Source organism: Pseudomonas sp. GL93, from assembly GCF_003408955.1.
Classification (GTDB): Bacteria; Pseudomonadota; Gammaproteobacteria; order Pseudomonadales; family Pseudomonadaceae; genus Aquipseudomonas; species Aquipseudomonas paracarnis.
Genome location: NZ_NKRF01000078.1, coordinates 46,165 through 66,521, shown reverse-complemented (window position 1 = coordinate 66,521; position 20,357 = coordinate 46,165). Strand labels below are relative to the sequence as shown.

Annotated in this window: 19 protein-coding genes and 1 riboswitch; of the genes, 8 read left to right on the top strand and 11 right to left on the bottom strand. The window is 60.9% G+C overall.

Annotated features, from left to right (window positions below):
* Positions 1–2 precede the first annotated feature (2 nt).
* On the top strand, positions 3–560 hold the full coding sequence (locus CER19_RS16535; RefSeq protein ID WP_116667172.1) for a membrane integrity-associated transporter subunit PqiC: 558 nt from the start codon (positions 3–5) through the stop codon (positions 558–560).
* A 9-nt stretch (positions 561–569) separates the two neighbouring features.
* On the opposite strand, the gene CER19_RS16530 is transcribed toward CER19_RS16535, so the two are convergent.
* From CER19_RS16530 to CER19_RS16510, 5 genes are all read right to left on the bottom strand, one after another.
* Positions 570–3,299: a LuxR C-terminal-related transcriptional regulator gene (locus CER19_RS16530; RefSeq protein WP_116667171.1), complete on the bottom strand. Its 2,730-nt coding sequence runs from the start codon at positions 3,297–3,299 to the stop codon at positions 570–572.
* Positions 3,300–3,543: 244 nt separating this feature from the next.
* A complete protein-coding gene (locus CER19_RS16525; RefSeq protein ID WP_116667170.1) occupies positions 3,544–4,908 on the bottom strand; it encodes a DUF1329 domain-containing protein in 1,365 nt (454 codons plus the stop codon).
* Between the two features lie 42 nt (positions 4,909–4,950).
* On the bottom strand, positions 4,951–6,810 hold the full coding sequence (locus CER19_RS16520; protein WP_116667169.1) for a DUF1302 domain-containing protein: 1,860 nt from the start codon (positions 6,808–6,810) through the stop codon (positions 4,951–4,953).
* Positions 6,811–7,142: 332 nt separating this feature from the next.
* Entirely contained in the window at positions 7,143–8,825 is a 1,683-nt protein-coding gene (locus tag CER19_RS16515; RefSeq protein ID WP_116667168.1) for a fatty acid--CoA ligase, read from the bottom strand.
* Between the two features lie 265 nt (positions 8,826–9,090).
* The gene (locus CER19_RS16510) at positions 9,091–9,723 is read right to left on the bottom strand and encodes a LysE family translocator (RefSeq protein WP_057701570.1); all 633 of its coding nucleotides are present in this window, start codon (positions 9,721–9,723) and stop codon (positions 9,091–9,093) included.
* Positions 9,724–9,807: 84 nt separating this feature from the next.
* Here CER19_RS16510 and CER19_RS16505 point away from each other — a divergent pair, with 84 nt between their 5' ends.
* From CER19_RS16505 to CER19_RS16495, 3 genes are all read left to right on the top strand, one after another.
* Complete coding sequence (locus CER19_RS16505) at positions 9,808–10,773, top strand: 2-hydroxyacid dehydrogenase (protein ID WP_116667288.1); 966 nt, start codon at positions 9,808–9,810, stop codon at positions 10,771–10,773.
* A gap of 30 nt (positions 10,774–10,803) precedes the next feature.
* Positions 10,804–11,802, top strand: coding sequence for a class I SAM-dependent methyltransferase (locus CER19_RS16500; protein WP_116667167.1), 999 nt, complete (start codon positions 10,804–10,806; stop codon positions 11,800–11,802).
* Positions 11,803–11,853: 51 nt separating this feature from the next.
* Positions 11,854–11,972: riboswitch (yybP-ykoY riboswitch) on the top strand.
* A gap of 88 nt (positions 11,973–12,060) precedes the next feature.
* Entirely contained in the window at positions 12,061–12,645 is a 585-nt protein-coding gene (locus CER19_RS16495) for a TMEM165/GDT1 family protein (protein WP_073843267.1), read from the top strand.
* 142 nt (positions 12,646–12,787) lie between these two features.
* Here CER19_RS16495 and CER19_RS16490 read toward each other — a convergent pair whose 3' ends face one another.
* From CER19_RS16490 to CER19_RS16475, 4 genes are all read right to left on the bottom strand, one after another.
* Entirely contained in the window at positions 12,788–13,606 is an 819-nt protein-coding gene (locus CER19_RS16490) for a M48 family metallopeptidase (protein WP_014716953.1), read from the bottom strand.
* Positions 13,607–13,726: 120 nt separating this feature from the next.
* Positions 13,727–14,347, bottom strand: a complete 621-nt coding sequence (locus tag CER19_RS16485; RefSeq protein ID WP_116667166.1) for an SOS response-associated peptidase — start codon at positions 14,345–14,347, stop codon at positions 13,727–13,729.
* A 36-nt stretch (positions 14,348–14,383) separates the two neighbouring features.
* The gene (locus CER19_RS16480; protein WP_032893538.1) at positions 14,384–14,644 is read right to left on the bottom strand and encodes a putative signal transducing protein; all 261 of its coding nucleotides are present in this window, start codon (positions 14,642–14,644) and stop codon (positions 14,384–14,386) included.
* 11 nt (positions 14,645–14,655) lie between these two features.
* The gene (locus CER19_RS16475) at positions 14,656–14,838 is read right to left on the bottom strand and encodes a CPXCG motif-containing cysteine-rich protein (RefSeq protein ID WP_116667165.1); all 183 of its coding nucleotides are present in this window, start codon (positions 14,836–14,838) and stop codon (positions 14,656–14,658) included.
* 132 nt (positions 14,839–14,970) lie between these two features.
* Between CER19_RS16475 and CER19_RS16470 the strand changes: the two genes are divergently transcribed.
* Positions 14,971–16,134, top strand: a complete 1,164-nt coding sequence (locus tag CER19_RS16470; RefSeq protein ID WP_178088112.1) for a 1-acyl-sn-glycerol-3-phosphate acyltransferase — start codon at positions 14,971–14,973, stop codon at positions 16,132–16,134.
* Positions 16,135–16,314: 180 nt separating this feature from the next.
* On the opposite strand, the gene CER19_RS16465 is transcribed toward CER19_RS16470, so the two are convergent.
* Positions 16,315–16,572 carry a hypothetical protein gene (locus CER19_RS16465; protein WP_014716948.1) on the bottom strand — a complete coding sequence of 86 codons (258 nt, stop codon included), beginning with the start codon at positions 16,570–16,572 and terminating at the stop codon, positions 16,315–16,317.
* Between the two features lie 182 nt (positions 16,573–16,754).
* Between CER19_RS16465 and CER19_RS16460 the strand changes: the two genes are divergently transcribed.
* On the top strand, positions 16,755–16,964 hold the full coding sequence (locus CER19_RS16460) for a hypothetical protein (protein ID WP_003188620.1): 210 nt from the start codon (positions 16,755–16,757) through the stop codon (positions 16,962–16,964).
* Positions 16,965–17,023: 59 nt separating this feature from the next.
* Here CER19_RS16460 and CER19_RS16455 read toward each other — a convergent pair whose 3' ends face one another.
* Positions 17,024–17,608, bottom strand: a complete 585-nt coding sequence (locus tag CER19_RS16455; protein WP_014716946.1) for a YajG family lipoprotein — start codon at positions 17,606–17,608, stop codon at positions 17,024–17,026.
* A gap of 183 nt (positions 17,609–17,791) precedes the next feature.
* On the opposite strand from CER19_RS16455, the gene CER19_RS16450 reads away from it, so the two are divergent.
* The gene (locus CER19_RS16450; RefSeq protein ID WP_116667163.1) at positions 17,792–18,025 is read left to right on the top strand and encodes a hypothetical protein; all 234 of its coding nucleotides are present in this window, start codon (positions 17,792–17,794) and stop codon (positions 18,023–18,025) included.
* Positions 18,026–18,754: 729 nt separating this feature from the next.
* Entirely contained in the window at positions 18,755–20,293 is a 1,539-nt protein-coding gene (gene mqo / locus CER19_RS16445) for a malate dehydrogenase (quinone) (protein WP_116667162.1), read from the top strand.
* The last annotated feature ends 64 nt before the right edge of the window (positions 20,294–20,357 follow it).

Sequence of the window (20,357 nt, the reverse complement as noted above, 5' to 3'; positions counted from 1 at the left end):
CCATGACATTGCCGCTGAAGATCACGTTGCTGAGCGCCCTGCTGCTGCTCGGTGCCTGTCGCAGTGAACCCATCGCTTTTCATACCCTGACCCCGGCGCACTGGAGCCCGAGCGCACGAGCAGATGCCGGCGGTGTGCGCATTGAGAGCATCAGCGTGCCGCCCCAGGTCGACCGCGCGCAGATAGTGATCCGCCAGGGCGACAGCGGCCTGGCGATTCTTGAAACCCAGTGGTGGGCCTCCACCCTCGCCGATGAGCTTAAGAGCGCCTTGGTGGATCAGTTGGCCAACAGCAATGCCCGGCAAGCCGTGGCTTTGCGCGTAGATGTGCAGCGTTTTGACTCGGTACCGGGGCAGTACGCGCTACTCGATGTGCGCTGGCGCCTGAGGCAAGTCAATGGTGATCGCCCCGCCTTGACCTGCCGCACCACCTTGCAATCACCCGCCGGGCTGAGCATCGACGAGTTGGTGGTGGCGCATCAGAACAACCTCAAGCGTTTTGCGGCGCTGATCAATCAAACCGTCGACACCTCGCTCAAAGGCTGCCCGACCACGCCATAAACCCTGGGCTCAGGCCAGCAAGCCCATGGACTTGGCCCGCGCCACCGCCTGGGTACGACGCTCCACGCCGAGCTTGCTGTTGATATGGCTGGCGTGGGTCTTCACCGTGTGCAGGGAGATGAACAGCTGGTTGCTGATTTCCTGGTTTGAACAGCCTTGGGCAATCAGTTGCAGCACCGCCAGCTCTCGGGTGCTGAGGGTTTCCTGTTGAGGTGTGGCTTCAACTGTGCTGGCTTGGGGCAGCAACGCCAGCAAGCTCTGGTTGAGCAGCCCATGGGGATCTTTGCCCAACTGCTCGCGCATCCACTGCGGGTAACCCTCCAACAACCGTTGAAACGGCTGCAACGCACCGCCCGAACCGGCTTCCAGGGCACGGGCGAATACCGGCCTGGCCTTGGCCTCCTGGCCGTTCTCTAGAAGCAACTGCACCTGCTGGACCAGCGCCATCAGGGCAATCATCTGGCGCCCACTGTCATGGGCCTGCTGGGCCAGCGCTTCCAGGCGTTGCAGCGCGCTGTCGGGCTGATGGCGCGTGGCATCGAGTGCGGCTTGTTGCAGCTCGATATGTTGCGGCAGGTGTGGATGAAACTCGGGGGCGGCCGCGGCGTGCTCGCCGTTGTAGGTCTGCCCCAGGCGGGCCAGCCAGGCGTCGGCCAGGTCAGTGCGCCCTTGGGCCAGCCAGAGCTCGCATTTGATCAGGGTGATCATCGCCAGGTAATAGATCGGCGGCACATCCCAGATGTGCATCAAGCGTTCGGCCTCGGCCAGTTCGGCAAAGGCATTGGCAAACTCCCCTCGCCGCCCTTCGAAGCTGGCGATGACACAGTGCCCGATCAGCACGCTGATATCGCGGCAGGCGCGGGCCTCGGCCAGGCCGGCGCGCAAACGCGCCAGGCCGGCTTCGGGCTGGTAACGCACCAGCAGCAGGTAGCCTTCGTAAAGCGACAGCCGTGCGCGCACGGCATACAGGCGCTGGGGCGCCAGCCCATGCAGGCGCTCAAGGCCCTGGCGGACTTCATCCAGGGAACGCAGGATCTCCCCCCGCGCCTGCAGCACCCGCGCCCGGTCGTAATGGGCCAAGGCTTCAAACAAGGGGTTACCAACGCGCTGCGCCAGTTCCAACGATTCGCGGTTCAGGCCACGGGCGCGCCACAGGTCGGCATCGACAATCGCCAGGTTGGACAGGGTCGAAAGGCACATCAGGCGCTGGCCGTAACGCTTTTGCGGCAAGCTTTCCAACGCTTCGTTGCAATAGCGCTGGGTCAGCTCACGGTCCCCGCGCCCACGGGCAATAATCCCGCTCAGCGCCAACCATTGGGCCAACATGGATTTTTGCGCGGTGGCCGATGGCGCCGGCAGGAAGCGGCTGAGGTAACTGGACAGCTCCTGCGCTGCATCCAATTGGCATGCCAGCCCAAGCGCCCAGCTGTACAGCACGATCAAACGCGGCGTGCTGATCAGCAGGCTGTCGGGCAGGTCCATCTTCCAGCGCAGCAGCATGCCGATGTTCTGCTCCGCCAACAGTTGCTCTTCGGACAGGTTCTGCACCAGGTTCGCCGCCACATCCAGATGCCCGGCCCGCAGCGCCTGCTCCACCGCCTCGTCGATCAAGCCCTGGGCGTTAAACCAGCGGCAGGCGCGCAGGTGCAAGCTGGCCGGCGGCAAGGTGGCGCTTTTCTCGCGGCGGGTGCGCAACAGGTCGGAGAACAAATGGTGATAGCGGTACCAGTGCCCTTGCTCATCCAACGGCACCAGGAACACTTGATGAGCCTGCAAATAGCGCAGGATTTCTACGCTGTCATGGGCCTCGCGGACGGCGTCGCATAGTTCGCTGCAAAAGCGCTCCTGTGGTGCGGTGTCGTACAAGAACGCTTGCACCTCCGCAGGCAGGCAGTCGATAACCTCTTCGAGCAGGTAATCGCGAATCAGCCCTTCGCCACCGTGCAGGCTTTGCGGCAAGGCGCCCTCACTGCCAGCTTCGGAGGCCGCCAACAGCCAGAAACGCAGGCCGGCGACCCAGCCCTCGCTACGGCGGATCAGGTTTTCCAACGCCTCACCGCGCAACGCATTGCTGTGCCCATCCAGCACCGCCAGAGCCTCGTCGTGGGTCAAGCGCAGGTCTTGCTCATGCAGTTCCAACAGGTGTCGCGACAGACGCAAACGTGCCAGGTGCCAGTCCGGGCGCTGCCGGCTGGTGACCAGCACCACCAGGCCATCAGGCAAATGATTGAGAAAAAACTGCAGGCAGCGATCCAGCACCGGGCCCTGGGCCAGGTGATAGTCATCCAGCACCAGCAATAACGGCGAGCGTGCAGACAGGTGCACTGCCAGTTCGTCGAGCAGGCCATCGAGCCATTCTTCGAAGGCAAAGGGTTGGTGACGCTGGCGCATTTTCAGCAAACCCAGGGATTGGGCGCCGAGTTGCGGGAAATACTGTTGCAAGCCGTCGAGCAGCCGCTCCAGGAAACGGCCGGGGTCGCTGTCCCGAGGGCTCAGGCCCAACCACAGGCTTTGCCACTGGGCTGGCAAGCCCTGGCAAAACTCCACCGCCAACGAACTCTTGCCGAACCCCGCGGGCGCGCTGACCAGCAACAGTCGCCCATCAAGGCCCGCATTCAGCCGTTCGCACAGGCGCGGGCGCAGCACGTAGCCGTCAGGCAGCGGGGGCCGGTAGAAGCGGCCTTCCAGGGGCGGCATCACCACACTGGCAGGCCCATGGGTTCGGGACAGATCAGTCATCGCCGGGCTCTTGTAGAAGGCTGTTGTCGGCATTGCAGATGTCCGCAGACTAGCGGTAAAAGCGGCGGGATTGTAGATCTTTGCAACAAATGGCTGAAAAAGAACTGCGACAAGAAATATCCCGTCCAGACTCCTGGAAAGAAGTAGGAGCGAGCTTGCTCGCGAAGCACTCAAAAAAAACGCGCCCATCCAGGATGGGCGCGTTCTCGTTGACGACCTTCGCGAGCAAGCTCGCTCCTACAGGTTAGCGAACACCGTCCTGGCGCAGGGCCGCGGGGGTGAAGTCGCTGGTGCTGGCGGTGAAGCCGAAGTCATAGGCCTGCTTCTCTTCGTTCTTCATGCCCAGGGCCAGGTAGCGGCCGGACTGCAGGTCGTAGAGGGTTTCCAGGGCGTACCACGGCACTTGCTTGTCGTAGTAGTTCTCGCCATGGGCCTCGGCGACGCGCCACAGTTGGCCGCGACCGTCGTAGTGGTCGATCACCGCTGCTTGCCAGGTGTCTTCGTCGATGTAGAAGTCACGCTTGGCGTAGATGTGGCGCTGGCCTTCCTTCAAGGTGGCGACCACATGCCAGACACGGCGCAGCTCGTAGCGAGCCAGGTCCTGGTTGATGTGGCCAGCCTTGATGATGTCGGCGTACTTGAGCTTGGGATCGTCGATCTTGTAGCTGTTGGAGGCAATATAGATTTCTTTCTTGCCTTCCAGCTTCCAGTCGTAGCGGTCCGGCGCACCGTTGTACATGTCGAGGTTGTCGGAGGTGCGCAGGCCATCGGCGGCAGTACCCGGCCCGTCATAGGACACTTGCGGCGCCCGACGCACACGGCGCTGCCCGGCGTTGTAGACCCAGGCCGAACGCGGCTCTTTGACCTGGTCCAGGGTTTCGTGCACCAGCAGTACACCACCGGCCAGGCGCGCTGGCGCAGTCACTTGCTGCTTGAAGTAGAACAGCACGTTGCCTGGGTTTTTCGGATCGAAGTCCTTCATCTTGTCGCGGAACACGAACTGGTCGCGGAAATACACCAGGCTGTAGGATCCGTTGGTTTGGGGGGTGGCCTGGGTGACCAGACGGGTCACGCTGCCGCCTCGATAACGGGTGATGTGGTTCCAGATAACCTCAACGCCGCTCTTGGGAATCGGGAACGGGATGGCGGTTTCGAAGTTTTCCAGGCCGTTGCCGCCGGACACCAGGTTGGTGGTGGTGGCGTTTTTCTTGATCGAGGCAAACACCTCAGCCGGCACGGTGGCGCCGCGATGGGTTGGGTACACCGGCATCTTGAAACTGTCGGGGTAACGCTTGAACATCGCGTATTGCCCGGGGGCCAGCTTGTCTTTGTACTGCTCGACGTTCTGCGCGGTGATGGTGAACTGCGGTTGCTCGCTGGCATACGGGTTGGCGAGGAAACCACGGGCGTCCACCGCGCCGGCGTTGGTCGGCAATGGCGACCATTTTGGAATGGTGCCGGCCGCGTTACCGGCCATCTCGGCGCCCATCGGGGTCAGGGTCGTGCCGAGCTTGGCGGCTTCATCTGCCGAGACTGCCGCCATGACGTTACTCGCCAGGATCGACAGCCCAAGCACACCCACGTGCAACAGACTTTTTGTTATTTTCATGCTCTGGTCTTCCTGAATACATGCCACTTGAAAAGAGTGTGCTTAGAAGTTGGCGCCGAAGCTCAAGGCGACAAAGTCGCGGTCATCCACGGTGCTGAACTTGCCACCAAAGAAGTTGGTGTACGCCAGGCTCGCGGTGTAGGTGTTCTGGTATTCGGCATCCAGGCCCAGGCTGACCGCCTTGCGACCCTCTTCAAAGTTGCCGCCAGGGCCTGGCGAGTAACCTTTGACGTCGTGGGACCAGGCCACGTTGGGCTTGAGGTTCACGCCCGCGAACACGTCCGGGTATTCCCAGATGGCACGGGCGCGGTAGCCCCATGACGTTGCGGTGGTATAGCCGTCGTTATTGCAATTGGTGTTCAAGCCAGCAGCGTTGGGCAAGCCGGCGCCGTTGGCGGTGGAGTTGTTGAGGGCGTTGCAGAACCCACCTGGCAGCGTGCCTGGGCCGAATACCGGGTCGCGGCCATAACGAGCCTGGGATTTGCTTTCCAGGCCACCCACGTGGGTCACGCCGATTTCACCGACGGTGGTGAGGCGGCTGGCGCCCATGACCTGGTCGAAGAAGTGCGTGAAGGTGGTCTGGAACTGGGTGACTTCCTTGCGGTTGTAACCGTGCAGGTCCTGGCCCGGCGTGCCCTTGAGCACGGACGCATTGCCAAAGCCCGGGATCGGCGTGACACCGGCGAACAGAATGTCAGTGGTGCTCAACTGCACCGGCGCATTCGGACGGTAGCTCAACTCACCGCTCCAGGCGGTGCCGGTAGGCAAGGTGGTGGAGAAGCTCAGGCCGTAGAGGCGAATATCTTCCGGGTACTCGACGAAGTAGTTCGGGCTGCCCGCCACGATCAACGGCCGCAAGGCCCCCAGTGGCCCCAGCGGACGCGTGTAGGCCGCCGATGGCGCGCCCTGCGCACTGAAGATCGGCGCACGGCTGTGGTAGTTCATGAAGTAGGCGCCGAATTCGGTATCCAGCGGTTCGAAGTTGTAGCGCATGGCCACGCCGAACTGGCCGCTGTCGCGGGCATCACGGTCCGGCCCACGGCGCACCAGCACGCCCTCGCTGTTCACGTCCACACCCAAGGCACCCAGAGTCGGCAGGGCGGCGGCAGGAATGGTGGAACGCTTGTTCAGTACCCGCAGGTTATTGCTGCAACCATCGGAGATCACGTCCGGCTGCGAGAAGAAGGTGCCGCAGTTATCGGTAACGGTTTGGTCCCACTCCAACTGGTAAAACGCCTCGGCCGACAGGTTGTCGGTGAGCGACTGGGACACGTAGAACATGTTCACCGGGATCAAGCCTTCCTTGATCTCGGCCCCCGGACGACGAAACGCCGACACGTCGATCGGGTTGATGGAGTTGATGCCGCCGCCGATGAAGGTACTTTCGCCCCAGCTCACGACCTGCTTACCAAAACGCACGGAACCCGGCGCATCGGCAATCGAGTAGTTGTGGTAGACGAATGCATCGAGAATCTGCCCGCCCGAAGACTTGGCGCCTTCCTTGCGGTTGTTGTCGCTGATGTCCTTGAACGGACGGCTTTCGTCCTTGAGTTCGAAGTCGTACCAGTATTTGCCCCGCACAAACACACCGGTGTCGCCGTACTTCAGTTCCAGGTCGTGGATGCCCTTGAAGATCTTCGAGAACGTCTCGCCGCGCTTGAAGTTCAGGTGGCCGTCATCGGAGGTCTGGGACAGGCCCTTGCCGCCGTTGTTGGCACCGATCAGGTCACGATTGGGTTTGGCCGTGGACCAGCTCGCCCCCACGGAAAGCGACGAGTCAAAGCTCCCTTCGATTTCACCAATGTTGAAACTGACGCCGAATGCCGGCCCGGCGAGCGTAGAAGCGAGGCTGACGGCCAGGGGCAGTCTTGCCCGGCGCCAGAACTGGTTTACTGAGGTCATCGACGCTACTCCATGTGCATATTTTATTGTTATGGCAGTGAGCCCTTTCTTCAGATGTAACGGCCGGGATACAACGATTCCAATGCCGAATCGCTACCGAGCCTCCATGGCTCGAAGCGCAACATCCGCGAAAAACTCTGAAAGGGACTATAGCCAGAGGGGGGCAGTGCTTGATCCCTCTAAAGTGTGATTTGCATCACCAACCTGTCTGCCACAACCCTTTCGCCACGCCGACGAAGGTCGACGTCGGAAGAATGGCTGAAATTCGGCAAATCACAAGTAAAGGCTTGATATAGAGCATTGCCGCGCCCGAACGGGCGCGGCGAAAGGGTTTAGAGCGTGGACAGGAACGTGCTGTTGTTGGCCTGCCACTCGATGATGTCGACGCGGATACGTTTCTTGTCGAGCTTGCCGACACTGGTCTTGGGAATTTCAGTAACAACGGCGATCTGGCTCGGGATCGCCCACTTGCTCAAATGGCCCAGCTCGACAAAAGGCTTGAGGTGTTCCTTGAGCTCTCGCGCATCGATCACATGCCCTTCACGCACCACCAACAAGGCGAAGGGGCGCTCGCCCCATTGCGGATCGGCAATGCCCACCACCGCCACCTCCCGCACCGCCGGGTGGCGGCTGACCAGGTCCTCGAGGGCCAGGGAAGAGATCCATTCGCCGCCGGTCTTGATCACATCCTTGATGCGGTCGCGGATATCAATCACGCCGAAGGCATCCAGCGTGGCCACATCACCGGTGTGCAACCAGCCACCGGCCCATAGCTCGGCGCCCTTGTGCGGCTCGTTGTAGTAACCCTCGGTCAGCCACGGCGCGCGCAGCACCAGTTCGCCCTGGGTTTCGCCATCGGCGGGTAAGAAACGACCGTCGGTGTCCATGATTGCCGCCTCGACCAACGGGCCCGGCACTCCGGCCTTGATGCGGTAGGTGGTGCGCTCGTCTTCGCTGCCGGCCATCAACTCATCATTAAGGTGAGCGCAGGACACCAGCGGCCCGGTCTCGGACATGCCATACGCGGCGGTCAGTTGAATGCCACGGGCCTTGGCGGCTTCGTACAGCGAACGATTGAGGGCGCTGCCGCCGATGACGATTTTCCAACCGCCGAAATCCACGCTCTGCGCAGCCTTGGCGTTGAGCACCATTTGCAGGATGGTCGGCACGCAGTGGGAGAACGTCACCTTCTCCTTGCGCCACAGTTCCACCAGGTATTCCGGGTCGTAGCGGCCGGGGTACACCTGCTTGAGCCCAAGCATAGTCGCCACATACGGCAAGCCCCAGGCGTGTACGTGGAACATCGGCGTGATCGGCATATACACATCGTTGGTGCCCAGCAGGCGCACACTGTCGACGCTGCCCATGATGGTCGCCACGCCAATGGTGTGCAGAACCAGTTGCCGATGGGTGAAGTACACGCCCTTGGGGTTACCGGTGGTGCCGGTGGTGTAGAAGGTGGTGGCGACCGAGTTTTCGTCGAAATCCTCGAAGTCATAGGTGAGGCTGGCGGCGGCCAGCAGGGTTTCATACTCACCCACCAGGTTGGGTAGCTCGGCGGTGTGGGTGTCACCATCGGTAATCAACAAGGTTTTGTCGACGGTGGTGAGCTGCCCGGCAATGGCCTGATAGAGCCCCACGAACTCACTGTTGACCAGCACAAAGCGGTCTTCGGCGTGGTTCATGGTGTACAGAATCTGTTCTGGCGACAGGCGCACGTTGATGGTGTGGATCACTGCGCCGATCATCGGGATGGCGAACATGCACTCCAGGTAGCGGTGGCTGTCCCAGTCCATCACCGCCACGGTATCACCAGCCTTGACCCCGGCTTCGGTCAGCACATTGGCCAGGCGCGCAACGCGCTCGATCAGCGTCGGGTAGCTGTAGCGCAGCTTGTCGCGGTAGATAATTTCCCGGGTTTTCTCGTAGCGAGTCCCGGACATCAGCAGACGCTTGATCAACAGTGGGTATTGGTACGCACCTTCGGCGGGCGGGATAACACGGGTCTGCAACATAAGAATCCCTTTAATGACTGCACGGTCTTGGCTTGAAGACCTGCACTGTAGAGCGCTTATGTTTCAGCCAAATCAGCCAAAGGAATGATTTGCAGGGACCCGCAAATGCTAGCGTTACGCCACTACCGCGAACCTACTGAGACCCAATGTGGGAGCGGGCTTGCTCGCGAATGCGGAGTGTCAGCCGGTATATCGTTGACTGAATCACCGCATTCGCGAGCAAGCCCGCTCCCACATTTGGACTGTGCTTACTTGAGAAAAATGATTATTTCATGCTGGTAAAGGCCAGCTTCACCCCGATGGCAATCAACACCGCCCCCATGGTCCGATCAAACCAGTGGCCCATCTTCGCAAACCCGGCACGCACGCGTTGCTGGCTGAACAACATGGCCACCAGGCAAAACCATAAGGCCGTGGCCACCGCCAGGTACACACCGTAACCAGCCTGTACCGCCAGCGGCGTGTGGGGGTTGATCACCACGGTGAACAGTGACAGGAAGAACAGCGTGGCCTTGGGGTTCAAGCCATTGGTCACAAAACCTGCGGTAAACGCGCCGCGTGGGGTGCGCTCGCCCGCTTCACGGTGCAGCTCGCCCTCGGCGGTGGGCTTGGCCGGCTGCGCACGCAGGGCCTTGAAGCCGATATATAGCAGGTACGCCGCGGCAGCCCATTTGAGCGCATTGAACAACACGATGGACTGGGACACGATCAAACCGATCCCCAACAGCGAATAACCCACATGCACGAAAATCGCCGTGCCGACGCCCAGTGCCGTCCATGTGCCGGCACGGCGGCCGTGGGTCACGCTTTCACGCACCACCACGGCGAAATCCGGGCCGGGGCTGGCCACCGCCAATAAGTGAATCAAGGCTACGGTCAAAAACTCGGCGACGTACATGCTCACTCCATTAAGTAACTGATTATTTCATCTGATAGGCTCGGCAGATTACGCCTTCGAACCTCGTCGCAAAAGGTACAGTTGATCATGAACAATCGCCGCGCCGTCTTCCTCGACCACCCTTCCCTGGACTTGGGCGACCTCGACCTCAGCGGTTTGCATGACTGCTTCAGCCCGTTGCAGTTGTTTGAACAGACCACGCCAGAAAATGTGCGGGAGCGCTTGCAGGGCGCCCAAGTCGCCATCAGCAATAAAATCCCGCTCACGGCCCAAACCCTGGCGGCCTGCCCCGAGCTCAAGCTGATCCTGGTATCGGCCACTGGCACCAACAATATCGACCTTGAAGCCGCCCGCGCCCAGGGGATTACCGTGAGCAACTGCCAGGGCTACGGCACGCCGTCGGTAGCACAACATACGATCATGCTGTTGCTCAACCTCGCCACGCGCTTGAAGGACTACCAACAGGATGTGGCCGCTGGCAAATGGCAGCAGGCCAAACAGTTTTGCCTGCTGGAGCATCCAATCGTCGAACTGGAAGGCAAAACCCTCGGCCTGCTCGGCCACGGTGAATTGGGCAGTGCCGTGGCACGCCTGGCCGAAGCGTTCGGCATGCGTGTGGTACTCGGCGCGATTCCTGGGCGCCCTGCCCGCGCCGACCGTGTGCCGCTGGACGAATTGCTGACCCAGGTCGATGCGCTGACCCTGCATTGCCCACTCAACGAGCACACCCGCGACCTTATCGGCGCCCGTGAACTGGCGCTGCTCAAGCCCGGCGCGTTTATCGTCAACACCGCACGCGGTGGTTTGATCAATGAACAGGCCTTGGCCGACGCACTGCGCAGTGGTCATCTTGGCGGCGCGGCGACTGATGTGCTGAGCATCGAGCCACCGGTCACTGGTAACCCGCTGCTGGCCGGCGATGTCCCCAGGCTGATCGTCACACCCCACAACGCCTGGGGCAGTCGCGAAGCACGCCAACGCATCGTTGGCCAACTCACGGAAAACGCCCTGGGCTTTTTCAACGGCGCCCCGCTGCGCGTCGTCAGTTGATAAACTGCGCCCCTTTTCAAGGAGCAGACTATGGATCCGCGCAGTGAAGTACTGCTTCGCCAGGCCGAACTTTTTCAAGGCAACCTGCTGCTCGTAGGTTTGCCTGCCGACGATTTGCTTGGGCGCCTGCCCAATGCCCACGGCTGGTGCTGGCATGCCGGTGACCAGGCGGCGCTCAATGCGCGCTTCGCAGAGCGCAGCCAGTTTGGCGTGACGGTGCCCGAGCGCGCCTTTGATACGGCGGTGATTTTTCTGCCCAAGTCCAAAGACCTCACCGACTACCTGCTCAACGCCGTCGCCGCGCGCCTGCCTGGCGCCGAGCTGTTTCTGGTGGGCGAGAAAAAGGGCGGTATCGAAAGCGCCGCCAAACAGATGGTTCCGTTCGGCAAACCGCGCAAGCTCGATAGCGCACGGCATTGCCAGCTGTGGCAGGTCACCGTCGCCAACGCGCCGCAAGCTGTGGAGCTTGAGAGCCTGGCGCAGGTCTTCGACGTACCGCTGGCCGAAGGCCCGCTGAAGGTGGTGAGCTTGCCCGGTGTGTTCAGCCACGGCCGCCTGGACCGCGGCACCGAACTGCTGTTGGAACATCTGGACAAACTGCCCAGCGGTCATTTGCTCGATTTCGGTTGCGGCGCCGGAGTGTTGGGGGCTGCGGTCAAACGCCGCTACCCGCATAACACGGTGACGATGCTGGATGTGGATGCCTTTGCTGCCGCCAGCAGTCGCCTGACGCTGGCAGCGAACGGCCTGGAAGCCGACGTGTTGACCGGTGACGGTATCGACGCGGCGCCCATGGGTTTGAACGCTATTTTGAGCAACCCGCCGTTCCATGTCGGCGTGCACACCGACTATTTCGCCACGGAGAACCTGCTGCGAAAAGCAGCGAAACACCTGGCAAAAGGTGGCGAACTTCGCTTGGTTGCCAATAGCTTCCTGAAGTACCAGCCACTGATCGAAGAGCATTTGGGCATCTGCGCGATCAAGGCCGAAGGCAACGGTTTTCGCATTTACCGCGCCAAACGCCCCTGACGGAGGTTTGAAAAAGAACGCTTGCCGAATGGGTTTTGCCTAGGCAGAATCCGCAGCGTCCTAGGGGAGTAGTCTCCCACGAGCCCATGCTCGTCCGGCATACGTCAACATACTTGGTCAGCAGACCATGGCGTATGCGACCCAGGAGTCCGCACAGACGGACCGGGGTTTGACAAGACCTATGACACGCACACCTTACCCGGGGCGGGAAGGCTGTACGTGTCATAGCCGTGTCGACCCGCCCCTGGAAACTACCTGATGCTGGATTCACTACTCGTTCCTACCGCAATCGTTGCCCTGGCCGAAATCGGCGACAAGACGCAACTGCTCGCACTCATCCTTGCTGCTCGCTTTCGCAAGCCCTGGCCGATCATCGCCGGCATCGTCGCCGCGACCCTGGCCAACCATGCGGCGGCCGGTGCCGTGGGCGCCTGGTTCGGGAGTTTCTTCTCGGATGCGGTGCTGCACTGGATCCTCGCCGCGAGCTTCTGCGCCACGGCGCTGTGGACCCTGGTGCCGGACAAACTCGATGATGACGAAGCCAGTACCACCCGTAAGTTCGGGCCCTTCCTGACCACCTTGATTGCGTTCTTCCTCGCCGAAATCGGTGACAAGACCCAGATCGCCACGGTGATGCTGGCCGCGCAATACCCGGAATTGTGGCTGGTGATTATCGGTACCACCCTGGGCATGTTGATTGCCAACGTACCGGTGGTGCTGGCAGGGAATTTTGCCGCGGAGAAACTGCCGCTGACCTTGATTCGTCGATTGGCGGCAACAGCGTTCTTCATCCTGGCGATTATTGCGGTGTACAAGGCCATGCAAAGCAGCGGCTGGCTGTAAACCGATCAGAACGAGAGGAGCGGGCTTGCCCTACATACGTGTAGGAGCGAGCTTGCTCGCGAAAAACTCAGCGGCGCCGCGTTTATTCAGGCAGCACGCGTTATCGTTGACGTTTTTCGCGAGCAAGCTCGCTCCTACAGGATCAGGACTTCTTGGCCTGCTGGTAGAGCGGCATCACCTTCGGAATCGCCGCCTGCAAGGACGCGATGCGGCTGTCGGAAGCCGGGTGCGTGCTCATGAATTCCGGCGGTGCGCCTTCCGAAGCCTTGGCCATCTTGTTCCACAACGTGATGGCCGCGTTCGGGTTGTAACCAGCGCGGGCGGCCAGTTCAAGGCCGATCAGGTCGGCTTCGTTTTCATTGCTGCGGCTGTTGGGCAAGGTCATGCCGTAGTTGGCCACGGTATCGGCCAGTGCCAGGCTGTCCTGGCCGAGACCGAATATTGCCCCGGCGCCCTGCTTGGCCATCTGGATACCGTAAGCCTTGGACATGGCTTCGCGGCCGTGCTCACGCAAGGCGTGGGCGATTTCATGGCCCATCACGGCGGCCAGTTCGTCATCGGTGAGCTTGAGGTTGTCGATCAAGCCGCTGTACACCAGGATCTTGCCGCCAGGCCCGCAGTTGGCGTTCATCTCATCGCTTTTGATCAGGTTCACGTCCCAGTTCCACTGGGCCGCATCCGCGCGGAAAGTCGGAGCCTGGGCGATCAGGCGCTTGGCAATGGCCTGCACGCGCTTGGCGTTGGCGCTGGTCTTGTCCAGCACCCCTTTGCTGCTGGCTTCACCCAGGGTCTGCTGATAAGACTGGGCATACATTTGGTCGACTTCCTGGCTCGACAGCATGCTGAACATGTACTGCTTGCGCTCCACCCCAACGGCGCCGCCGCTGGTGGTATTGACCGACTGACAACCCGCCAGCAGCATCGCTGCAACCAAACCGCTTACCACCAATGACTTCTTCATGAACACGCTCCCTGAAAACATGGCGCGTATCGTAGGCGGTCATTGGTATCTGCGCCAGATACACCAGACGTTTAACCGCTGAATTTCAGATACATCCGAACGCGACCGGACTGGCAAAGCTCACGCAGGGGTCAGGCACTCGGGCCCATTGAGCTTCGGATCGTTGACCATATTGGCCAGCACCCGCTCGCGCAGCACGGCAGGCTCAGCCGCCAGCAGGCCCTGCAATACATGCAGCGGTGTCTCGGGGTCGAGCCAGGCGGCCTGCCCTGCCGCGTCCAGAATCAACGGCCGGCGCTGGCTTTGCGCCGCTTGGGTAACCACCGCCGTGCTCAGCCATACCTGCTCCTGCACCGGATACGCTTCCCACACTGCGGCAAAGAACAACGTGGAGCCCTCCCCCGGTGTGAGCCAGTACGGGCGCTTGCGCTGGGTGCCGCGCCACTCATAAAAGCCATTGGCGGGCAGCAGGCATCGGCGCTGGCGGAATGCTTCGCGAAACATCGGTTGTTCGGCCAGGGTTTCGGCGCGGGCGTGGGCCGGGGTGCGCGACAGGTCTGTCAGCCAGGGCGGCGTCAGGCCCCAGCGGGCACGCGCCAGGGTGAGTTGGCCCTCGCTCAAGCGCTGGATCAGCACCGAATCATTGGGGGAGATGTTCCACTGGGCCTGCTGGTCGGCGGGGAAGCCGGGCAAGGCAGCAAAGGCAGGGTTCCAGCGAAACAGGGCATAACGTCCACACATGGGGCAACACGACTCTTGGGTAAACCGACGGACAGCCTAACAGACCAATACGTCGGGGAAGCTGTCGGGTTCGTCGCCGGGCAACGGTTGGGCGCCGATATAGGCGGTGATCAGCTCGCGGGCACAGGCGGCCTGGTCGTTGTCGACCTCCAGCCCCAGCAAGCCAAATATCGGCAACTCGCCCGTGCCGCCGAGCAAATGGCGCCCCACCAGATGCGCCTCGATGCCTTCACTGGCAAGCATCTGCTGCAGCAACTCGCCCTCCATGAGGTTTTCCGGTTCGTAGATTCGCTGCATGGGCGTACCTGTTATTCATTTTCGCTACGGGTTTCAAGCATCCACTCATCACCATGGACTTGCAGGTCGAACGTGATCGGCCGGCAACACACTTGGCAGTCTTCTATATAGGTCTGGTCACCACCGGACAAATCCACCGTTGTCTCGACCGCTTCGCCACAATAAGGACAATCGTACAGCGCACTTTCGAGCATCGCAGTCTCCCAGGTGACTTGTGCGTATAATCGCCGGTCTATTTACAGGGCTATTCTTGGCCGGCCCCTTATTCGGACCGCACCCTGGCATTTCCTTTTACTTACCCTAGCCGTTTCTAACAAGAGAGCATGATGGGCGAATTCGATACCATCCGACCTTACAACGACAGCGAAGTCCCGGCAGTGCTGGCGCGCCTGTTCAGTGACAAGGCCTTTCTGGACATCCTGACCCACTTCCGCTTCCCGCGCTTTGCCGGCGCCTTGGGCTGGCTGCTCAAGCCGATGATCGCGCGCAAACTGCGCCGTGAGTTCGCCGGCGTCACCACCGTGGCGACGCTGCAAGACAAAGTCGAGTACTACGTCGACCACACCATTGACCGGGCGACCGACGGCGTGACCTATCCCGGCGTCGAACAATTGAAACCCGGCACCGCCTATCTGTTCCTGGCCAACCACCGCGACATCGTGATGGACCCGGCCTTCGTCAACTACGCCGTGTACCACGCCGGCCTGCCGACGCCGCGCATCGCCATCGGTGACAACCTGCTGCAAAAGCCGTTTGTCAGCGACCTGATGCGCCTGAACAAGAGCTTCATCGTGCACCGTTCGATCACCGGGCGAAAGGAGAAGATGGCCGCTTACAACCTGCTGTCGGCCTACATCAACCATTCGATCCGCAACGACTGCCAGTCGATCTGGATCGCCCAGGCTGAAGGCCGGGCCAAAGATGGCGATGACCGTACCGAATCGGCGATCCTCAAGATGTTCCACGTCAGCCGCAAGGACGAGCCGTTTGCCGAGGTCATCCAGTCATTGAACCTGACGCCGGTGTCCATCAGCTACGAGTACGACCCCTGCGATGCCGCCAAGGCCCGCGAGCTGTATATCCGCGCCACCACCGGCACCTACACCAAGGCACCGGGCGAGGATGATGTGAGCATTGCCCTGGGCATCACCGGCTATAAAGGCCGGGTGCACGTGAACTTTGCGCCGCCGATCACCGAGCGTTTTGAAGACACCAAGCTGCTGGCAGTGGAAATGGATCGGCAGATCCTCGGTGGTTACCGCTTGTTTCCGGTGCATTACCTGGCGTACGCGCAGTGGAGTGATGCCGACCCACAACTGCAGGTGCCCAAGGCGGCGGACGTATTCCCTGCAGATGAGCTGGCCAAGGCCAAGGCGGAATGGGAACGGCGCTTGAATGAGTGCCCGGCGGAGCACCGGCCTTATCTGGTGGTGCAGTATGCGACGCCGGTACGCAACCAATACCGAGTCAAGGCTGGGATCCCTCTATAAACACCCAACCCAAATATGTGAGCCCACAGGGGATATGGGGCACGCGCTGATTCTGTGGGCAGTACATGGCCAGTGTGGGAGCTGGCTTGCCTGCGATAGCGGTGGTTCAGTTAACGATTCAGTGGCTGATACACCGCCTTCGCGGGCAAGCCCGCTCCCACATTTGGTGTTGCAGTGGAATTAGAAATGGGTGCTGAGCCAGGAGATGGCCAGGGCCAGGCCAAGGCAGGCGAACCCGACGCGGTACGCCAGGCGATGCGCCCGTTCGGTGCGTGTATCCAGAAACAACATCGGCTGGTCGATAGCGCGTTCTTCGCTGCGCAGGGCCAGGTCGGCCATCGCACGTTGCGCATGCAGGCGGGTGATGAACAACACCCAGGCGCCCGAGCAGGCAACCAACAGGGCAACAATATTGATGAGCAGTGCGGGCAGCGCCATCGCAAACCTCGGTGAACCAGTCTTCGGGTATCAGTCCAGATACATACCTGAACGACAGTCGCCTCCTGCGCCTTAGATGCTCCTTCCCCATTGACGGCTAATGTATCCAGTAATTTACGCCGTCACCTGAACGTCACCTTAACAAGCCACTCTGTTGCCCTTCGACGCTTGAGGAGCTTGTCATGTTGCATGCGCAAAACCAGGATCGGCTGTATCTGATCGCCCAGAGCGAGGAGCAGGAGGCGCTGATCGGCAGCCTCGCGTTCAACGTTCAGGACCGCCATTGGCTGGTGTATTGCGCCCTCGGCGGACACCAGCACGCCGACCTGCCGGAGCTGGATCTGCTTACCGGTGTGAGCATGCTGGATTTTTATGTCGATACAGCGGCATGACAAAACCACAGGCACAAAAAAACCGGGCTCAGCGATGAGCCCGGTTTTTTGTGAGCGGCTTATTGCGCGCTGAGCAGTTGACCGATGCTTGGGTCCTTGAACAGACGGGTCAAGGCATCGCTGAGCACGTCGCTGACCAGCTTGGTGTTGGTTTCCTGGTTGGGCGACATGCCGAAACGCTGGTTGAGCGAGGCGGCGTAGCGGCCACTGTAACGGCGGGTACCGGCGCTGACGTCAGACTTGAAGGTCGCGCCGATGGAAGCCTCGGTCACATACAGGCCGTCTTTGGGCGACTGGTATTTAAGCTCGGCCAGGGTCACGGTCAGTTGTGGCACGCCTGGGGAGTTGGTCGGCGTAAAGCCCAACAAACGCACGGCGGCTTCAGCCTGGGCCTGCAACTTGGGCAGCACATCCTGGCCGGTCACCGAAATCAGTGCGGTCTCCGGATACAGGCCGCCACGCGAGCCCAGGGTCGGCGACGGACGACCGTCAACCACGCGTACCGAGACCGGCTGGCCGTGGCCTACCGCAGCCAACGGCGCAGTGACTTTAGGTTGCGGGCTGAGTTGTTGCGGGCTGTTGGCGCAGCCGACAAGGGTCAAACTGGTCACAGTGATCAAACCGAACAACAGGCGTTGCAACATACGCATTTCTCCAGGACTAGGTGCAGACAGGTCGCCAGTATAACGGTGCACGCGCGCCACTCACCAGCGATCCTGAACGGTGGCTGAAGCCCCGGTGCAAATTACAAATTCGCATAAATTCGTCACCCCAGTGTCATGCCACACTGGCAACCTTCAAGCATGTAACACACCAGGTACACAGCCATGCGCCTTCTCAAGACCCTGTTCATGTCACACGCCCGCCATCGCCACTTTGCCTTGCTCGATGCCAAAGGCCATTGCCAGGCATTCAAGCAGTGCAGCCTGCCGCCCGTCGGTGAAGGCTGGGTGGAAGTGACAGAGACTCACCTGGGCTGGATGCACCGCCCACTGCCGGCCAGCGCCCGCGTCAGCCCGCAGGTTTTTCGCGCACAACACCGGCAAGCGTTGGCCTCCTGACCGGGGCCCTAATAAAAGTCATAAAACACGCCCATTTCCCTGACGTTCTTCGCTACAATCTCCCCCCGATTATAAGGACGTCTCCTGATCGGGCCTCGCAGCATCGTTAATGCCCAGGCATTAGCCCCCAAAATCGCCCACAGAGAGCCGCCCACACAGATCGAGTGAAGCTGGCGTGCTTGCTGTTTCCTTTGCAAACCACCCCGTCTTTTATCGAATCTGCCAGAGCTGCCATTGCGCTCGGCCACTTGAGTTGTTTGCCCGTTTTGTCGCATGTCGGCAGAGGTTTGCGGGCCAGGTGCCAGGCTGGGGCAGCCCTTTTTTGAGGTTCACGTCTTCAAAAGAGCGTGAAAAAAACGGGTTTTCACAACTTCACAAGAGTGTGGCGAGCAAATGAATAGTTTGGCGTTTGTACAAGCACCATCAGCGTCTGGGTCAGCCCAATTACACAGGATCGAGCCTTCCTCAAAAACCGGAGCTTGAGCCTGTCCGCTACGGATTGGTTGCACGAATCGCACGCTTTGACCATAAGTCGAATTGCCACAGGCGCCCATGAATGCGTTCATAGGCAGATTAGCCCGGCAGGAAGCGTGTGCTGAAGTTGCAAAGAATTGCGAATCGGACATGGCGATCCTGGCCATGGGTAACCTGGGGCAACACGTGAACCGCCCCGTCACTCCTGGCAGCCATGCCGACAATTTGGTGCTGCAGATTTTGGAGACGCGTTAAATGGCGCATAACGAAGCAGTCGACGTAGTACTGGTAGGGGCCGGCATCATGAGTGCCACCCTGGCCGTACTCCTCAAAGAGCTCGACCCCGGCCTCACGCTGGAAGTCGTTGAGCTGATGGACTCGGGTGCCGCGGAGAGTTCCAACCCGTGGAACAACGCCGGTACCGGCCACGCGGGGCTGTGCGAGCTGAACTACACGCCGCAGGCCGCCGATGGTTCCATCGACATCAAGAAAGCCGTGCACATCAACACCCAGTTCGAGGTGTCGAAGCAGTTCTGGGCTTACCTGACCAAGAAGGGCACCTTTGGCTCGTCCAAGTCGTTCATCAGCCCGGTGCCGCACCTGAGCTTCGTGCAGGGCGACAAAGGCGTGGCCTTCCTCAAGAAGCGCTTTGAGACCCTCAGCCAGCACCACGCGTTTTCGGACATGCACTACACCGAAGACCGCAGCGAAATGGCCGAGTGGATGCCGTTGATGATGCCGGGCCGCCCGCTCGACGAAAAAATCGCCGCCACCCGCGTGATGAACGGCACCGACGTCAACTTTGGCGCGCTGACCAATCAGTTGCTCAGCCACCTGACCAGCTCGCCGGACGCCCAGGTCAAGTACTGCAAACGCGTGACCGGCCTCAAGCGCAACGGCGCAGGCTGGACCGTGAGCATCAAGGACGTCAACAGCGGTAACAGCCGCGACGTGGATGCCAAGTTCGTATTCCTCGGCGCTGGCGGTGCGGCGCTGCCGTTACTGCAGGCTTCGGGCATCGAAGAGAGCAAAGGCTTCGGCGGCTTCCCGGTGAGCGGCCAGTGGTTGCGCTGCGACAACCCGGAAGTGGTCAAGCAGCACCAGGCCAAGGTCTACAGCCAGGCTGCCGTGGGTTCGCCGCCGATGTCCGTGCCGCACTTGGACACCCGAGTGGTGGATGGCAAGAAATCCCTGCTGTTCGGGCCATACGCCGGTTTCACCACCAAGTTCCTCAAGCACGGCTCGTTCCTTGCCCTGCCGATGTCGATTCGCGCCGGCAACATCGGCCCGATGCTGGCCGTGGCCCGCGACAACATGGACCTGACCAAGTACCTGGTCAGCGAAGTGCGCCAGTCCATGGAACAGCGCCTGGAATCCCTGCGTCGCTTCTACCCTGAGGCGAAAGCCGAGGACTGGCGCCTGGAAGTGGCCGGCCAGCGCGTGCAGATCATCAAGAAAGACCCGAAGAAAGGCGGCGTGCTGCAGTTCGGTACCGAACTGGTTGCTGCCAAGGACGGTTCGCTTGCGGCGCTGCTGGGCGCGTCTCCAGGCGCTTCGGTCACCGTGTCGATCATGCTCGAGCTGATTGAACGCTGCTTCCCGCAGAAGGCTGCCGGTGAATGGGCGAGCAAGCTGCACGAGATCTTCCCGGCGCGGGAAAAGGTCCTGGAGACCGATGCCGAGCTGTATCGCCAGATCAACACGCAGAACAACATCAGCCTTGAGCTGGTGGAACCTGTAGGAGCGAGCTCGCTCGCGAAAAACGTCAACGATAACGCAGCGCAAGTGGATTAACGCAGCGCTCTCAGGTTCTTCGCGAGCAAGCTCGCTCCTACCGTTAAAAGCCAAACGCCCCGGA